We start from the raw sequence: 17,188 nt of genomic DNA on the forward strand, positions 1-17,188 counted from the left end.
ATAATCCTACTTCCCGTAGTTTAAACGGACGTTTAATGTTCAGCCCTTCCTTCCTAAAAAAATTAAAAAGTACTATGGCGTCTGCTGACTTCTGTCAAACCAATGATGTATCACTACAAAATTTTGTTCCTTAGGGAGTCGCTCCTCCAGCCGGCAACAGTGTGACAGATCTCCCCGGGTAAGAACGTGAACTTTCTCTCCATATACCTGTCGAATCTACCGCGGAATGTTTCGGATAGTTTAGGGCTTTGTCTTGTTATGCAGACTCACCCACATCCAACGGCCTCATTCGATTTCTGTGCGTCAGGCCAGAGATTTACCGCCGGCTTCCTTCAGATTCCCCCTCGCGAAGGACACCCTTGCCTTAAGTTAACGTTTCCCACTATCAAGGCACGTTCGGGACTTACACCCTAGAGTTCACGCCCATGCCGGGCGCACATAAAAAAAAAGCAAACCACTACGAGTTTGCTTTCTAACCATACAATTATTAATAAACTATAAACCTGCTAATCTGTTAGGACATTGACCTTTGGCATTTCGAATTGCGTATTGTCTTTCGAACCTTTAGGTGTTCCAAAATAGAAATACAATGTTCTAGAAATAGTACCCTGCATTTTATTTAACTCACCTGCTGGACCATTTACCCCTGCATTATTGTTGATTCCTAAAGCTAATTTGGAACCAATCGCAGGTATCGCATCCAAGAAGGAAATATTTCCAGATGGCAACTGTGGATAACCTTGTGGACCTGACATACCATAGAATTCAAATAAGCGCACAAACAAATCATCTTGATCTGTGGCAACTAAAAATCTACCTTGCACACTGTTAAACATCATCCAATTTATATCCGAAAAGTATCCTTTAAATTCTGGGAAATTCCACGGACCAATACCCGGTTTTGCATCGTTATACATTTTCTCCCAAGCATTGCGGGTTACACCTTGCATACGATTTTTCCATACACGATAAGGACCATTACCTAACCATTTTGCGGAAAGCATATAACTTTCTGGGAAGTCAAAGCTCACACCTGCGAAAGGAACATTGCCATTCAGTTCGTAACTGTAATCCAATTTTAACCAACCATCAGGACGCATCGTCCAACGAATGAATTTTAAATCACCTGAATAAGTAGCTTCTATTATTTTATTCTCCCCCTCCTCTTTTGTCTCAATGGAAACAAAATTAGACTTGCCAGAAACTAAAATAGGTCCATTTTTGAAAGCCATTTTCATACTAAAATCATTGGCCAAATCGACCAGTAAACCTGTTTTCTTCGAAATGAAAGCAGTGATACCATTTGCTTTAAGGCTGAAATTCACTGAATCTTCGGTCAGCTCTACTGCTGTTTTGGTTTCTAAAGGTAATATGGAAGCTGTCACTTGGGCACTATTTTTTACTTTCCAAGACCAAGTATAAATTTCTTCTCCATGGTTATCGATAGCTGTAAATAATAATGCATCGTAGTCCTTCCAATTAGCTGGTAAATGAAGTTGAACAAATCCACTATCTGTAGGATTTATCGAAGGACTAGTTACCGAATGGACATCTTCTTTGGCAATTCCCGATTCATTATCATACGGTTTGTGATAATTCACCAGTCTATATTCGAATTTGCAATCTTTCAGGTTTGTAAAGTGGTATCTATTTTCTACCGCAATTTTACCATCAAACGCAGCTGGCAAATTTTTCATTTTAATATGAACTGGGGAATAAATCTCGCGGATCGCAAAGAAACTTCCTTCCTTTTGACGATGAGGACCTAATATTCCGTCCGGTGCATTTACCCCATTCACATCGATTTGATTATTAAAATCTGTACGAACTATACCTTCGTCTGCAAGGTTCCAAATAAAACCACCAGCACCCAATTTAGATTTCCAATGCAATTCCCAAATATCGGCTAATCCAGCCGCTGCACCGCCATCATCCTGCGCATGCAAGAATTCCGTCGGCATGTAAATATTTGGTCCTTCTAATATTTTCTTTGTCGAATAATAATCCTCATAATGATTACAGTCAATACCATTTAACTCATTGCCCGGGCGATGATGCGCGTGGATAACCGTTCTATTTGACAAATCATATTTACCGTATTCATTGACAAGGTCTTTATTATGTCCCCCCTCATTACCGTTCACCCATAAAATAATACTTGGATGATTCACGTCACGAATAACCATTTCTTTGACCAATTTACGACCGACTTCAGTTCCATATGCCTTTTGCCAGCCCGCTAATTCATCCATCACATATAAACCTAACGAATCACATATTTCTAAAAATGACTTATCTGGTGGATAATGTGAACAGCGAATAGCATTCATGTTCATTTGTTTAATCAGTTTGACGTCCATCAAATCGACATTTCGGTTTACCGAACGTCCTGTCTCTGGCCACCACACATGGCGATTTACGCCTTTAAATTTAATTTTAGTTCCATTCACAAAAATTCCGTCTCCTTGACGAACTTCAATAGTACGAAATCCAAAGTTTTCTTTACTTGAATAAATGGTCTTATTGTTTTGTAATAAAGAATATTCAGCACAATACAGATTCGGTGTTTCTGCTGTCCATAATTTGGGGCTTGAAACCGATAAATCTAGTACAGCAAGCGTATCCTTCGGATTAATATTGGAAGTTTTACTCGCAATAATTTTTCCTGCTTTATCTTTGATATCTACTTTAACTTTTGTGTTTGATTGAATGCCTTCTAAATGTACATTAGTCTTGAAAGTACCATCCGCTTTTGCATCAATTGCTGCCCAAGCAATATGTTGCGTAGGTACAGCTTGCAAATACACAGGACGATAAATCCCTCCTAAAATCCAATAATCTGCCAATCGCTCGGCATTATTTACTGTTTTCTCTTTAGACATTTTCCAGACCACAACTTCCAAATTATTTTTCCCACCCAACTTGATCTTATCGGTGATATCGTAAGAGAATCTATAAAATGATCCTTGATGAATTGCACCTGCTACTTGACCATTAATTTTAACCTCGGTGTCGGTCATCGAACCTTCGAAAACTATACTGATTTTTTTTCCTTTCCAATTCGCTGGAACGGTGAATTGATGTCGGTAAACTGCGTATTCTTCGTTGAATTGAAAATTTTTGCCATACGTCACGTAATCACGTCCATAATTATAACTACCGAATCCTTGTTGTTCCCAATGACTAGGCACAGCAATTTTGGACCATTTTCCCGCTTTGCGACCACCTGAAATCCAGAAATCCCAATCAACCGTATTGGTATTATCTGTACCGGACAAAAATTGAATTTCCTTTCTCTGTGCCAAACTGCACATCGAATTAGAGATGATTAAAAACAGGACAAGGAAATTATTTAAAAATCGTGGCATAGGTATCTAGAAATTTACAACTGATTATTTCTCTAAAATAGAAAATATAAACCTGCTTACTATCCTGCACTATCCTTATGAAGGTTTTCCTTTGATTACTAGCTCGCCAATAAAATTTTAAATATTTTCGTAGTGATTATAAACGCAAGAATATTTTATGAAATCCAATTGGCTTATTGCAACATTTCTAATTTTATGTTTTTCAACATATGGACAATCGTCCTTTCAGAAATCATCTGTCATTATAATGGATAAAATAGAGGTGGATGCTCCCTTTGAAATGCCAGATATTCTTATTCCCAATTTTAGGAATCTTCCTAAATACAACATTCTAGACTTCGGCGCTGAACCTAATGACAAAGAAAAAAATTCAAGGGCTATTGAGGAAGCAATAAATCGAGCTACAGCTAAAGGAGGAACTGTTATTATTCCTCCAGGCGAATGGTTAACTAAAAAAATACATTTAAAAAGCAATGTCAATCTACACATTTCTCAGGGAGCCACTTTACTATTTTCTGAAGATCCCCAAGACTACTTACCTGCTGTATTTAGTAGTTGGGAAGGTTTAGAATGTTATAATTATTCCCCATTGATCTATGCTTTTGGTTTAAAAAATGTAGCAATCTCAGGAAAGGGAACCATAAAAGCACAATTAGATATATGGAAAAAGTGGTTTCCAAGACCAAAACCCCATATGGAAAGTATCAAAAATTTATACAACTGGGCACAAGACGAAATACCTGTTGAAAAAAGAATTATGGTCAATGATACCGCCAATTTACGTCCTCAATTTATTCAATTTAATCGTTGTGAAAATGTATTGATAGAAGATATCAAGATTAGAAATAGCCCTTTTTGGACTGTTCATCTGTACCTCTCCAAAGATATAGTTGTACGTAATATTGATATATACGCACATGGTCATAATAATGATGGTATTGATCCAGAGATGAGTCAGAATGTATTGATTGAAAACTGTGTATTTGATCAAGGTGACGATGCTATAGCGATCAAATCGGGTCGAAACCCAGAAGGTTGGAGATTACAGACTCCATCTAAAAATATTGTTATCCGAAATTGTACAATGAAGGATGGACATCAATTGTTAGCGATCGGCAGTGAGCTTTCTGGTGGTGTAGAAAATATTTTAGTGGACAATTGCGTGGCTGGGTCTGGTGCTAAGTTGATGCACCTACTTTTTATCAAAACAAATGAACGTATGGGCGGCTACGTGAAAAATATTTATTTCAAAAATATAATAGCGCAAGATGTTCAAGATGGTATATTAGGTATAGACACTGATGTATTATATCAATGGCGAACTCTTGTTTCTACACGCATTAAAAAAACAACCCTAATTGAGAATATCTTTCTTGAAAACATCCAAGCTAAAAAAGGAAAATTTGTAACTAAAATTAATGGAAACCCTGAGTTACCAGCACAAAATGTGGTACTAAAAAACGTGTACCTAGAGAACAGTACGCAGGAGAGAATACAAAACAAACATGTAAGTAATTTTATTTACAATTAACTGTATACCAGAAGTCCACATGAAAGTGAGACTTCTGGTATAGAAATGAGTTAGTAAATAAGAATTTGATCTAACACAATACCTTCGTCCAATGCTCGAATGTGAATATTAAGTTTATTTGAAGGATTTGTGAATCTTAAGCTTCTTACAGTCCTATTCGTTAGTACATTTTCTTTCCATTCTTCTGATCTTCCGAAGGTTTGAATATCAAAAATTTGTTCTGGATTATCATTTATACTCACCACAAATCGAATATTTTGGCCATCAACAGGATGGTTGGGAGCCAAAGCAAAATCCATATATATAGAGTCTTTTTTTGACACTTTTACGGTATAATCCACAGATGAACCTTTGGATAAATGGATAGCCTGACTTGCATACCCCAAGCCATATGATTTCGGTTTCTCACCACTAAATCTTTTATAGCTTAACCCATTAAGGATTGTAATATATTGCTTATCAATTGCCATTGTTGTCTGAAATGTCTCACGTGGAACTCGATTAAATACTTCCAAATTACGTGGCTTATAGTTCATCATTCTTTTCCATTTACCATTTGAAATCGTATCATAATGCATAGTTAAATTCACGATTTTATCGAAAGCTGCATCACTTTGATCCCATGATGCTTTTGAATATCTTGCCAATTGTGCATACAAATGCTTGTGATTCATAGCTACCGAAGCCGTCACAGGATATTCCACCAATTGAAACCAAGTGCTTTGTTTATTGGCTGGAATCTGCTGAGTTAATTTCCGCACGCGTTTTTCAAGCAATTCGTATTGCTTAATCCTTGTACGTATTTCAGCTTCTGTCCATGGCAAGTCCTTTACTTTCTTTGTATAAGGGTCTTTTTCTTCTGTACGAGTATTTCCCATAAATTCAGGTTTTCGAATATATGCTAAACGATAATATTCATGTACTATTTGCATTAATTCCGAACTTATTTTTGGACCAAACTCTCTAGAGTACCATGTTTGAATATATTGATTTATTCCTTCTCTGCTGTCTTTTATGAGGTTCATGTTCCATGCCATATCTAAGAACATTTCAATAGCAAATTCAGCGGGTTTAATATCTCCAACATTTAGAATCCAAATATCTTTAACTCCACGTTCATAGGCTGTCTTCATTTGCGAATAAATCAAAGCAGGATGAGTAGTGGATAACCATAAATAATCGTGAGGTCGTCCCCAATAAGATACATGATAGTAAATACCATTTCCACCTCGTCTCTGTTGTTCTGATCCAGTTGGAAAATGGCGTATATAACCGTAATTATCATCACACCATACCAATGTTACATCATCGGGAATTTCTAAACCTAGTTTATATACATCTAATACTTCTTTATATGGAATAAATACCTGTGATACTTCATCTACTTTTGGATTTACATGTTTAGCTATCAACTTTCGCTGATCTTTGATAATGTCATTGAGAGCTACGCGCTGTTCTTCAAGTGTATTTGCTCCCAGCATTTTACTATCGTGTACACCACGAATGCCTAGTGTATAAATATTATCTGAACCTGCTAATTCTTGTACGCGCTGTTCCCAAAACGTAACCACTTGTTCTCTATTATTTACATAATCGTATGGCCCTACCCCTGCTAATTTCCACTCCGCATTTGTATTACGCATCATGGGCTCACAATGAGAAGTCCCTATGTAGATCCCATATTTATCAGCGATTTTCTTGTTTTCTGGCGTGAGATAAAAGGCTACTGTACACTCATGCATAGCAGGCCAGAATGTATTAGCTCGTAATCTAAGCAGCAATTCAAAGATTCGTTCATGTGTTCTAGGTCCTATTTCACCGGGCTTACTTTCTGGCTCATGAGTAAGAGAACTCCAGGGCAGTAAAGCAAAATCTTCATCATTTAAAAAGATTCCCCGATGCGCTACTGACGGATAATCTATCCTTTTATAGGAATCATGAAAAATATATTGATTCAATTTATTAGGAGTAGAATCAGCCCACCATTCCCAAGGAGATACTCCAATAATTCGTGACAATTCCAAAATTCCATAAGCTGTACCACGTTTGTCACTTCCTAGCACTAGGAGTTTATTGCCGACAACCTGAATCAAAAAAGCTTCCTTATGTTGTTTTAACGTTTGAATATCTAAAGGATTTAATAAATTTTCTATAGAAGAAGATTTTCCTAACGTGCCTATTATAACTTCACTATCTTCCCTATAGTCCACAATTTTTGCTTGAAATACATTTTCAAAATCTCGCTTAAAAATAGAAAAAGCTGTAAAGACGACTTCTTCTGAATAACCATTAATAGATACACTAAGATTCTTTCCTTTATTTAAAATAACCTTTGCATGCAAGGGGTTACAACATATAATAAGTATAAGGACACAAAACTGTAACTTTAATTTCTTCATCGGCATAAATATTAAAGAATTCTTTATCAAGAAAAAAATCTGGACTATAAGGTCCAGATTTTAACACTAACTACTATTTATAAAACTATTGTATTTTGAATGGTAAATACCAATTACTCATGTTCATTAATTTCGAACGCACTTCCGCCGCTTTAGGATTATTGGCTTTGGAAAGTTTTTCGTATACTTTCTCTGCCAAAAACGAAGGATCATTTCTTCTGCGGGCTATACGCATTAAATCTGACCATCTTCCCCCTTCAAAAGCTAATTCTAAAGCTGCTTCTTCAATGATTTTATCTTCCAAATCTGCTATAGGCACATTATATTCAATCATCACGCTACCATAATTATTTGCAGTCCCTGGTCCGTACTTGATGCCAGGAAATTGTAATGCGGGCAGCATAGCTCTTCCACGCACTCCTACGTTTCTATACCACACACCACGCACAATATACTGATTATCACGAGCGTCAAAGTGGTAAGGTGACGATTCGGAGTAAGTAACGCGATCATTGCCAAAGCCTTGATGAGAAATCTGTGATTCTAATTCGAAAAAACTACCTGGAGCAAGCGTCGTATTATTTGATGTAAATCCTCCGTAATAAAAGGTGGATTTAATACCGTTATTAAGTAAGGCATACGCCACACGGCCATGTCCGTCCCGATTAGCAGCTTCGGCAAAACGAAGATGCGCTCCTGCAGCCCTAGCGATATTCCATTGTCCCCCTTTATTTAAAAGCGTCAATGTTGAAGTCGAGTTATCGGTATATTTAGTAATTACAGGATCTCCGGCAGCATCCACAGTATAAGATAATTTACCTCGAGCATCCCATGGAATACCATTTATATTAGTTTTGCTATTCCATAAATCCATTGATTTTTGAGAAGGCTTTATTTGATAATTTCCTTCTTTGGACGCTAATTCAATAAATGGATTCCCTGGCGCAAAAGAATTATGATATGGTATAGACCAATTCCATTCGGAATTCCAATGTCTATTGGTGTTTGGAAGTGCGAACAAACTTCTCCAGCCTTCTGTCAATGAATTTACTAAAGAGGCCCCTTCTTGTCCACGAGCAAATGAAACTTGGATATTAGCATCAGCATTATCAAACCATCCAACACGATTGTGATTAAACTGAATACTGACATTGGTATTCTTATCCTCCGCTGTGAGTGCTTTCTTATACCAGCGAGCCGCTTCTAGGTAATTTCCTTTCCATAAATATAATTCGCCAATGACATGTGGTTTATTCGCAAAAATCTTATTTGTATTATATCCATCTGTTGTAAAAATCAAGGAACTTCCGGTAGGATAAGCAAAGTATTCCGTGTACGGCAGATCTTTCACATCATTGATCAAAATGTCAATTAAAGCTTCGAATTTAGTTTTAGGCATATTATTCAATTCTTTAATTTGGGAGACATCTTCGATATTGGTATCCAAATAGGGTATTTCGCCAAAATGAATTCCCAACTGCAAATAAAGCCAAGTACGCAATACCATAATATCCGAATACCTTTGGTTATATTCCTCATTGCTTAATTTGCCCTCTCTCTCCATTATTTTGAAATTATACAACGCATCATTACAGCTAAAGATGACTTTATAAAATGATGTAGGATCGACATAAGGGTTGTCCTGCGTTACTTCATGATTAGAAAGTTGTTGCAGATAAGGGTTAGCATTACGTGTCACATCGACCAAGTCTGCTCTCAACTCATTCCAAAGTATGTATTTATCTCCTAAGGCAGCAAACTGTCCGTAAATCCCCAATACAGCAGCATCAGCATCCGCTAATGTATTGTACATCAACGTGCGATCTAATTTATCCTCGGGTTGAATATCCAAGGTTTTGCTACACGAAATGGCGAGTATGCTTGTACAAATCGTACCTATTAAAAAACTTTTCAAAAATCTTATCATATCCATAATATTATAACCCTAAGCGTACCCCAAATTGAAATGAACGGAATTGAGGCTCCAAAGTAACGTCTACACCTTGATGAAAAATATCCGCAGATTGAGCAAATTCAGGATCGTATCCTAGATATTTGGTAAATGTCAACAGATTATTAGCTGTACCATATAAGCGTACATATTTTAATATAGCTTTATCCACAGGAATCATGTATTCCACAGAGACTTGTCTCAAGCGTACATAAGAACCATCTTCGATCCAACGATCAGAAAATCTTGCATTACCCATTGGATCATTATATGAAGCTTTAGGTACATTGGTGATTTGACCTTCTGCTTTCCATCTGTTATTTAATAATTCAGTTTGATTGTAGAATGAACTGCCTGATTCTAATTGTGCTCTTGTGTAGTTGTATACATCATTACCTAATGAATAAGTGATCAAAGCACCGAATTTCCAATTTTTATACGATACCGTATTATTCAATCCTCCATATAAATTTGGGTTAGGGTTTCCAATCACCGTCCTGTCCTGGTCATCGATAATTTTATCACCATTGCGATCCGTGAATTTAGCATCACCCGCTTTAAAAGGGATTTTTTCTCCTGCAGTATTTAAGACACCCAAGCCTGCTGCTGCTGCTTCAGCCGAAGTACTATAAACACCTTCAAAGGTATGTCCATAAAATGCATTAGGAGCCTCCCCCACACGTGTAATCATCGTACCGCCCGCATATGATGTATAAGCTGTCTCTGGAAGGCTTATTACTTCTGGTTTAGTATGGCTTATTGTCAAATTCGCATCCCATTTCACTTTAGAATCCACGATTCTTCCGAATACGCCGATGTCCACACCTTTGGTTTCCATACTTCCATTATTGAAAAGATAATATGTCACACCCGAAACGGTATTCCCTCTATTGTAAGAAAGCATATCTTTCGTTCGGTTTCTGTACACATCAACCGATAAGTTGAAGCGTTCTTGTGCAAAAGATAAATCGAGACCTGCGTTAATTTTTTCTACATTTTCCCATTGTAAAAATGGATTACCTATACCATCTCTCACCAAGCCCTGAACACCTAAGAAATTTTGGGATACATAGCCTTCGCGAGCATTGAAATTACCAATATCATCATTTCCTAAAATACCGTAACTGGCTCTAAGTTTAGCTAAATTCAATGATTCACTACCTTTTAAGAATTCTTCATTGGATAGAATCCAGGCAGCACCTATAGCTGGGAATACACCGTATTTATGACCATTTAAAGCTACTCCTTGGTTAACTTTGCTTCCAAAACGGGAAGAGCCATCCAAAGAAACTGCAGCATTCAGAATATACCTGTTTTTGAAAGTGAAATTGGAAAGTGCATAATAAGTTTGATTTGCCCATTTGCCAATATATCCTCCATAGGTACGCGAAGCTGCGGTTGAGTTACCAATACTTACCAACTGATCTGTCGCTGAATTAAAACCTAAAGCATAATCTTGTTCGGCGTCGTGTTGATGATAACGGAAACCTCCCATAGCTTGGATTTTTAATTCATTGTCCAATTCTTTTTCATAAGTAAGGCGTGCATCGTTAGAGATACCGTAGTAGCGAGCGACTTGTGTACCAAGTCTGCTATATACCTCCATATTATTAACCGTATCCTTTGCTACACCTTTCTTCGGAATAAAGAAATCTTCTTGTGCCTTATCGTATGTTACTGCTGTCAAATTGGTAAAGGTGAATGCATTATCAAATTTGTAATCAAATTTAATAGACCCATGAAAACGATAGGCTTTCTTATTATTAATACCATTGAAAACTAATTGCATAGGATTGGAATAGCCAAAATAATCAGCTTCAGCATAGTTTGGAGACAATGTACCATCCTCCGCCACATCATTAGTATTCAAAAATGGAGCTTTAATCATGGAAAGGAAAAGCGGATTAGTTTTAGGCGACAAACCCTGATCCTTTAGGCCTTGCTGACCATACCCCACAGAAATATTTGTTTGCGCAGAAAGCTTTTGTGCTAAGCGCATATTACTATTGAAGCGTGCCGAATAACGGTCTTGCTGCGTATTATCTATAATTCCTTTTTCATTATTATAACCTACTGATAAAGCATAATTTGCAATATTATCACCACCTGTCACACGCAAAAAGTAGTTTTGATCCAATGAATTTTTCAAGACTTCATTTTGCCAATTTGTTTCGTTGTGATATATAGGATACAAATTGTAATTCGTATTATCAATATTGAATGGCATAGCTGCTATTTGCTCTCCAGTATAAGGAGAAGTCGCCAATACATCATTGAGGTAACTTCTATAATTGTAAGACTGCATCATAGGAATAGCTTTCGGTCTGAAATTATAGCTTGTAGTAGCCTGAAAATCAATTTTTGTGGCCAACTCTTTTGCATGTGTCGTATTAATCACCACCACCCCATTTGCTGCTCTAGCTCCATAAATCGCTGTAGATACCGCATCCTTTAGTACCGTTACATCCTGAATATCGCGCAAATCCACATGTTGCAAAGGATTATTCTCATGTCCTGAAGTAATCGAAGACGTTAACATTTCCGCATTATATACCACTCCATCAATGATGTACAGAGGTTGATTTTGTGTATATAAAGAGCCAATATTACGGACAAACAAATTTGCTCCCATAGAAGGTGTTCCAGATTTACGAACCACCTGAACACCAGACATTTTCCCTTGCAGATAACTTGCTATAGATTCTGAATTTTGTTCCCACGCATTGATATAAGCTTTTTGAGTTGCCCCAGCTGTATGTAGCACATCATTGTTTCCAAAAACAGTTTGCGTAGTCTCATAATTAGAGCTAAAGCCAATAGGATACAATTTTATTTGCATAGGTTTATCAAACAGTGCTGGGACAGTTTTTAGGATATATCCATCCATAGAAACATGGATAACTGCCCATGAATTATTTACTTCTACCTCAAATGCGCCATTATTATCCGTTAATTTGGCTACAGCACGCCCATATGTAATACGCGCTCCTGCTACAGGTTTATTTGTACGGCTATCTATTACTGTACCTTTCACAAGATTCGATTTTTGCTGCGTCGTCACGACTATAGCTTTCGCTTCCTGACTGTACGCAACGCCCACTTGCAAGCTCGTGAAGAGGCAAAGAGTAGTAATCTTAAAATTGAAAATATTATTAAACTTTATCATGCGTATTGATTATTGAATAATGGGAACAAATCGTAAATATTCCAATATAATCGGCCCAGTTCCGTTAGACATCACAAGGAGTGGAAGATTACCATACTGATTTTGAGACACTTCACCTAGATATACTTCACCATGGTTTAGCGGTTGTACACCAAACGCAAAACGCGTATCATTAACACCTAAATGGTTAACAACTGGTCTTTTATATAAATCAACTTCATTCGGCGCAATTAAATTAGGATCCAAGAAATGAACATATTGTGTAAAAGTTGCTGTCTGTGGATCACCAGGTAATCCCATAATTGCACGACCATAGACTTTATACCTTATGACATTCATTCCTGTGACTCTATATTTAGCATAGAATGCTGTCACATTATGGCCATGTATCTGAATATCCTGATACAAGTTGCCCAAAGTATCACGCTTATCCCTGAAGTAGGTATTTCCTCTTTTATCTGTTTGCTTATAGCCTATTGGGTTTACACCTAATACAATTTTTTCCTTTATCTGATTCTGTAACTGGAAATCAATACTATGAACGCGATAAACGACACCATTACTCGCTTTGTGTCTTGATATTAGACTTCCTGAAGGAATTGTAAATTTAGTACCACTAATCGACGTCAGTTCGCTATTAAGCTGGTTTTCCAACAAATCACCTTCAACGATAAAATCTCTTAACAAGAATTTCTTCGTGAAGAAAGTGGTTGTACTATCAGGTCGATGCGTATTTCCTTCCACATAATTCGTTTTGAAAAAAGGAGTTAGTTTATTCAATTCGGCTTCAAAATTTGCATCATCAATCACGAAATAAGTATACTTTCTGTTCTCAGTCGTCATATTGCGACGTACCTCTGACATCCATACTGGACTACTTTTATAGAAAGTCTCTCCATTTTCAACATAAGCTGTATCAAAGGACGAAATAGCCTCTACTTGTTTGGTATTCTCAAATTCAGTTTTAACTAACGTAAAAATATTGCTTAACGGCTTCAAAGGTTGACCTATCACATGATATAGTCCATTGCTAGCAGTTAAATTCTTAACAGTCGGCTGTATACCATCAAAAGTACCACGCGTAAATTCTACGTATTTGTTTCTGAAGTTTAATGCTTTGACCGTATCTGTATTATCATTTACACTATAGATCGAATTGATAAGGTGATAGCCTACAAAACTTCTCACTACCGAGGTGTCATTGAAATTATACTGGTTTTTGGCCGCATTAATCGCTTCATTCGTTGGGATTAGCACCGTGTAGTTTTTTGAAGCTTTTAAAGATTCAGCATAACCCGATTTTTCCAATAATTCGGCAAAAGCACTGTATTCAGTTGTGGAAGAAACAACTTCGAACAAGTTTTTCTGTGTATTTGCATCATCCTTACCAAAATGTTCTTCCCATTTGTCATTACAACTAGCAAGACAAATGCAGAGCATCGGCACTATATAATTTAAAATTTTCTTCATGCGTATCTTTCTCATTTATTGTGGTCTATAGAATAATTCACCTGGATAATGGTGGAATCTCGGATAATATTGCTCTGGATCGTCTGCAGGGATAAAATGAATCATATCCAACCAAACACCATTACTTTGCCATCTTGGTTCACTAATAGCATAAAATCTCAAGGTGTGTCTGTCGGTAGTTTCCACGTTGATTGTACCTGCCAAACGTCCTACGTTCAATGTTCCGTCACCATCTTTTGGTCTCAAACCTTGTGTAATTCCATTTGGATTATAATCTCCCACTGTAGCATAATAGCGTTTGTAACCTTGTGCCAATAGCAAATTATCTGAATTTGGATCATCACGTAATACTGTTGTACTTACACCAGACCCGCCATTTAAAGTTTGGTTAACCATTACAAGGTTTGGTAAAATTTGTTCGTCTGGTTTTCCTGGGTTGAATGTCACTTGTAAATCGGCACCGTTACCATTCTGTACATAACAAACCCAAACTTTGTATCTACCTTTTACCAAGAAAGGTGTTTTGATTTCAAAGCTATGTGGTCTATTTGGACTTGTAGTACTCAATGTCAAATCTAGGAAATCACCATTTGCGTATGGTCTCTTATCACCAATAAGGGATACTCCATAGCTATTTGTTCCAATCGTACTTACATTAAGCGGATAGAATGTAAATGAATTGGCTATAGGCAGACCATTCGCAATTAAGGATACACGTTTATTACGGTATGATCCTCCTAAAGCAGAAACCAATTCCGGCGAGGAAGCGATATCAAAATAAACAGGTACTTGCGCTCGGACTTTTATTCTGAATGACTGTTTACTTTCGTGCAGTACGCCATTAGACGCTAACACATCAGAACGCGAACGATTTAATTCTGCTCCTGGCTCTAAAACTCCATTGAACACGTCTTCATTCAACAAAACTTTCGAATTTTCAAATTTCGTACTGATAATTTCTTTTGGTGCTAACGTATATAAAGTCATGGACTGAATAATATCTTCCAAGAACTTTCCGTCATTTACGATATGGTATGCCATGTATAACCACAAGCTATCTTTAGGATTTTTAGGGTTATTCAAGTGCGAATATTTTTGTTTGAAAGCAGTATAATCATTGATTCCTTGTGCTTTCAACACTGAATCCGATTCTACGATGACCGTTTGAAAACGTTTTTCTACTGGCACCACATTTCCACGTTTGAAATATAAGGTATCGTAAAATCCAGTTTCTTTTAATGCTTGCGCAAATATGCTATAGCGTGAATCGCTGTCAATAATTTCTGCTAAACTTAAAGCTGGAGGTGTCAACATTTTGTTAATGACATGGACCACACCATTTCCAGTCTGAATATTACTTTTAGTAATGCTAGCTGTTCTATTCACTCGGAAAGTCTGATTAGCCACATCGGTGTACAGATATTCACCAAATAATGTTGGTGATTTGATCTTACCATCCGTAAATCGTGTAGTTCCCACAGTATCACGTACGACATGGTATTTTACGATATCAAGTAATTCATTTTCACTAAAGTCCGTAATGCTCGATTTGCCGTTACTTTTTATCCATTCGTTTACCGCATCATTTGTAGGAGCGAATAAAGTATAGGTTCCATATGCTCCTAAAAATCCTGCTGATTTAGAGCGGTAAAGAATATCAATGAATAAAGAAAACTGATCTTTGTTATTTTCTAAATATCCTGTGATATTAACTTCATCTGTAGTAGTCTCTCTGTAATTGACCTTCTGACAGGCATTCATGAAAAATACTACTAATATTGTCAATACGCCGTATATCCAATATTGATTTGAAAATCTTTTCATATCGTTTTATTTTAGATAAAATGGATTCTGAACCAATGTGTTGTCTTTGAATAATTCCTCTTCATGTATTGGTAGATAGTGACTGTTTACGTCACGTACTTTATTCAATGCTGACTGTTGTACTGATGCATCGACTATCTTAGTTACGACATCGATAAGTACTCCAATGTTAGAATAATTGTCTTTTTTAGCTAGACGAAGCACATCAAACCAACGTTTTCCTTCGAAAGCGAATTCGCGGGCGCGCTCTTCAAAAATAAATTGAATAATATCGTCTAAATCACTCTCATTAAGTTGTCTGTTACTTGCTTCAATCGCACCTCTACTCTCTCTCAGTTCGGCAATAAGTTGTAATGCTTCTGCACCTCTACCTTGCTCTGCTGCAGCTTCAGCTTTTAGCAATAAAGCGTCTGAGATTCGAAAGATTGGGAAATTATAGTAACTAGGATTTTCTGTTCCGTATTTGCTAATCATACCACTGCTCAGATACAATACACCTTCGCCACGGCTGTCAGATTTATCGACGTCTACTTCCATATTAGGCGGGAAGAAATCCATATTGATAACTTCTGTTAAAGCGATGTAAGGAATTCGTCCCACATAAACTAGTGGAGTTAATGGATTTGCTCTAGAGTCTTTGTGACTAATCTCAAAAATGGTTTCTGAACTAGAGATATCAAATGAATTAGAAGCAACTCGCCCAATAAGTTGATACCTTTGTGTAGATAACACTTTGTTCAATTCTACTTCTGCCAGGGCATATTGTTCCTTCCACATATACACTTCGGCCAATAACATGTGTACTGCAGGTTTAGTAATTCTTCCTGTGTTAGAAGGATTAATAGAGAAATTGTTTCCTAGAGTTACATGGTAATCTGGGACAAGTGTCTGTGCTTGTTTAAGGTCTTGCTCCAATTGACTCAATACTTTGTCAGCAGATACTGCTCCGATATTTTGAACATCAGTATCACGGTAAGAACCTTTAAGTTTAAGTGGAATTTCTTTGAATGTACGTATTAAATAGAAGTACAATAGACTGCGAATAGTTAAAGCTTCACCAACGTAACTATTGTAAGTAGCCTCCGTAAATGTAGGATCTACAGCTTTAGCTTCAGGAGCAAAATCAATCAAGAGATTACAATTGTTGATTACATTGTATAATGCTCCCCAATTTGCAATATCATTTGTACTTAATACATTATAATTTTTGACAAGTCTATAATCATCCGCAGCGTAACTGGACACATTTACCATGTCAGCTCTTAGCTCTCCCCACAAAAATACCCTTGTCTCTACTGGTCCGGCATTCAACGAAGAATAGATACCCATCAAAGCTGCACGCACATCCTCCTTCGTTTTCCAAAATTCTGCTTTTGTAATACCATCTTGAGGTTGTAGATCCAACCATTTATTACATGAGGTCACTACAAATCCCAATAAGGTTAATAGACCAACAATATATATTTTTCTCATCGTCTC

8 protein-coding genes are annotated in these 17,188 nt (G+C 36.9%); 1 reads left to right on the forward strand and 7 read right to left on the reverse strand.

The window, feature by feature from the left end; translation table 11 throughout:
* Positions 1-506: 506 nt before the first annotated feature.
* The gene (locus H8B04_RS03415; protein WP_223815262.1) at positions 507-3,314 is read right to left on the reverse strand and encodes a glycoside hydrolase family 2 protein; all 2,808 of its coding nucleotides are present in this window, start codon (positions 3,312-3,314) and stop codon (positions 507-509) included.
* A 301-nt stretch (positions 3,315-3,615) separates the two neighbouring features.
* Here H8B04_RS03415 and H8B04_RS03420 point away from each other — a divergent pair, with 301 nt between their 5' ends.
* Positions 3,616-4,899, forward strand: coding sequence for a glycoside hydrolase family 28 protein (locus H8B04_RS03420; protein WP_223815237.1), 1,284 nt, complete (start codon positions 3,616-3,618; stop codon positions 4,897-4,899).
* A gap of 50 nt (positions 4,900-4,949) precedes the next feature.
* Here H8B04_RS03420 and H8B04_RS03425 read toward each other — a convergent pair whose 3' ends face one another.
* The 6 genes from H8B04_RS03425 to H8B04_RS03450 form a co-directional block, all read right to left on the reverse strand.
* Entirely contained in the window at positions 4,950-7,298 is a 2,349-nt protein-coding gene (locus tag H8B04_RS03425) for a glycosyl hydrolase 115 family protein (RefSeq protein WP_190301456.1), read from the reverse strand.
* 85 nt (positions 7,299-7,383) lie between these two features.
* On the reverse strand, positions 7,384-9,231 hold the full coding sequence (locus H8B04_RS03430; protein ID WP_190301457.1) for a RagB/SusD family nutrient uptake outer membrane protein: 1,848 nt from the start codon (positions 9,229-9,231) through the stop codon (positions 7,384-7,386).
* A 4-nt stretch (positions 9,232-9,235) separates the two neighbouring features.
* On the reverse strand, positions 9,236-12,415 hold the full coding sequence (locus H8B04_RS03435; RefSeq protein ID WP_190301458.1) for a SusC/RagA family TonB-linked outer membrane protein: 3,180 nt from the start codon (positions 12,413-12,415) through the stop codon (positions 9,236-9,238).
* Between the two features lie 9 nt (positions 12,416-12,424).
* Positions 12,425-13,885 carry a fasciclin domain-containing protein gene (locus tag H8B04_RS03440; protein ID WP_190301459.1) on the reverse strand — a complete coding sequence of 487 codons (1,461 nt, stop codon included), beginning with the start codon at positions 13,883-13,885 and terminating at the stop codon, positions 12,425-12,427.
* Positions 13,886-13,900: 15 nt separating this feature from the next.
* The gene (locus tag H8B04_RS03445; RefSeq protein ID WP_165291169.1) at positions 13,901-15,709 is read right to left on the reverse strand and encodes a fasciclin domain-containing protein; all 1,809 of its coding nucleotides are present in this window, start codon (positions 15,707-15,709) and stop codon (positions 13,901-13,903) included.
* Between the two features lie 6 nt (positions 15,710-15,715).
* Positions 15,716-17,182: a RagB/SusD family nutrient uptake outer membrane protein gene (locus H8B04_RS03450; protein ID WP_190301460.1), complete on the reverse strand. Its 1,467-nt coding sequence runs from the start codon at positions 17,180-17,182 to the stop codon at positions 15,716-15,718.
* Positions 17,183-17,188 lie beyond the last annotated feature (6 nt).

Origin of the sequence: Sphingobacterium litopenaei, from assembly GCF_014692495.1 — a bacterium.
In the GTDB taxonomy this organism is placed as follows: Bacteria; Bacteroidota; Bacteroidia; order Sphingobacteriales; family Sphingobacteriaceae; genus Sphingobacterium; species Sphingobacterium litopenaei.

Coding starts and splice junctions, on each gene's coding strand:
- H8B04_RS03415 (WP_223815262.1), bottom strand. CDS start 3,314: ATGTGCAGTTTGGCACAGAGAAAGGAAATTCAATTTTTGTCCGGTACA.
- H8B04_RS03420 (WP_223815237.1), top strand. CDS start 3,616: ATGGATAAAATAGAGGTGGATGCTCCCTTTGAAATGCCAGATATTCTT.
- H8B04_RS03425 (WP_190301456.1), bottom strand. CDS start 7,298: ATGAAGAAATTAAAGTTACAGTTTTGTGTCCTTATACTTATTATATGT.
- H8B04_RS03430 (WP_190301457.1), bottom strand. CDS start 9,231: ATGGATATGATAAGATTTTTGAAAAGTTTTTTAATAGGTACGATTTGT.
- H8B04_RS03435 (WP_190301458.1), bottom strand. CDS start 12,415: ATGATAAAGTTTAATAATATTTTCAATTTTAAGATTACTACTCTTTGC.
- H8B04_RS03440 (WP_190301459.1), bottom strand. CDS start 13,885: ATGAAGAAAATTTTAAATTATATAGTGCCGATGCTCTGCATTTGTCTT.
- H8B04_RS03445 (WP_165291169.1), bottom strand. CDS start 15,709: ATGAAAAGATTTTCAAATCAATATTGGATATACGGCGTATTGACAATA.
- H8B04_RS03450 (WP_190301460.1), bottom strand. CDS start 17,182: ATGAGAAAAATATATATTGTTGGTCTATTAACCTTATTGGGATTTGTA.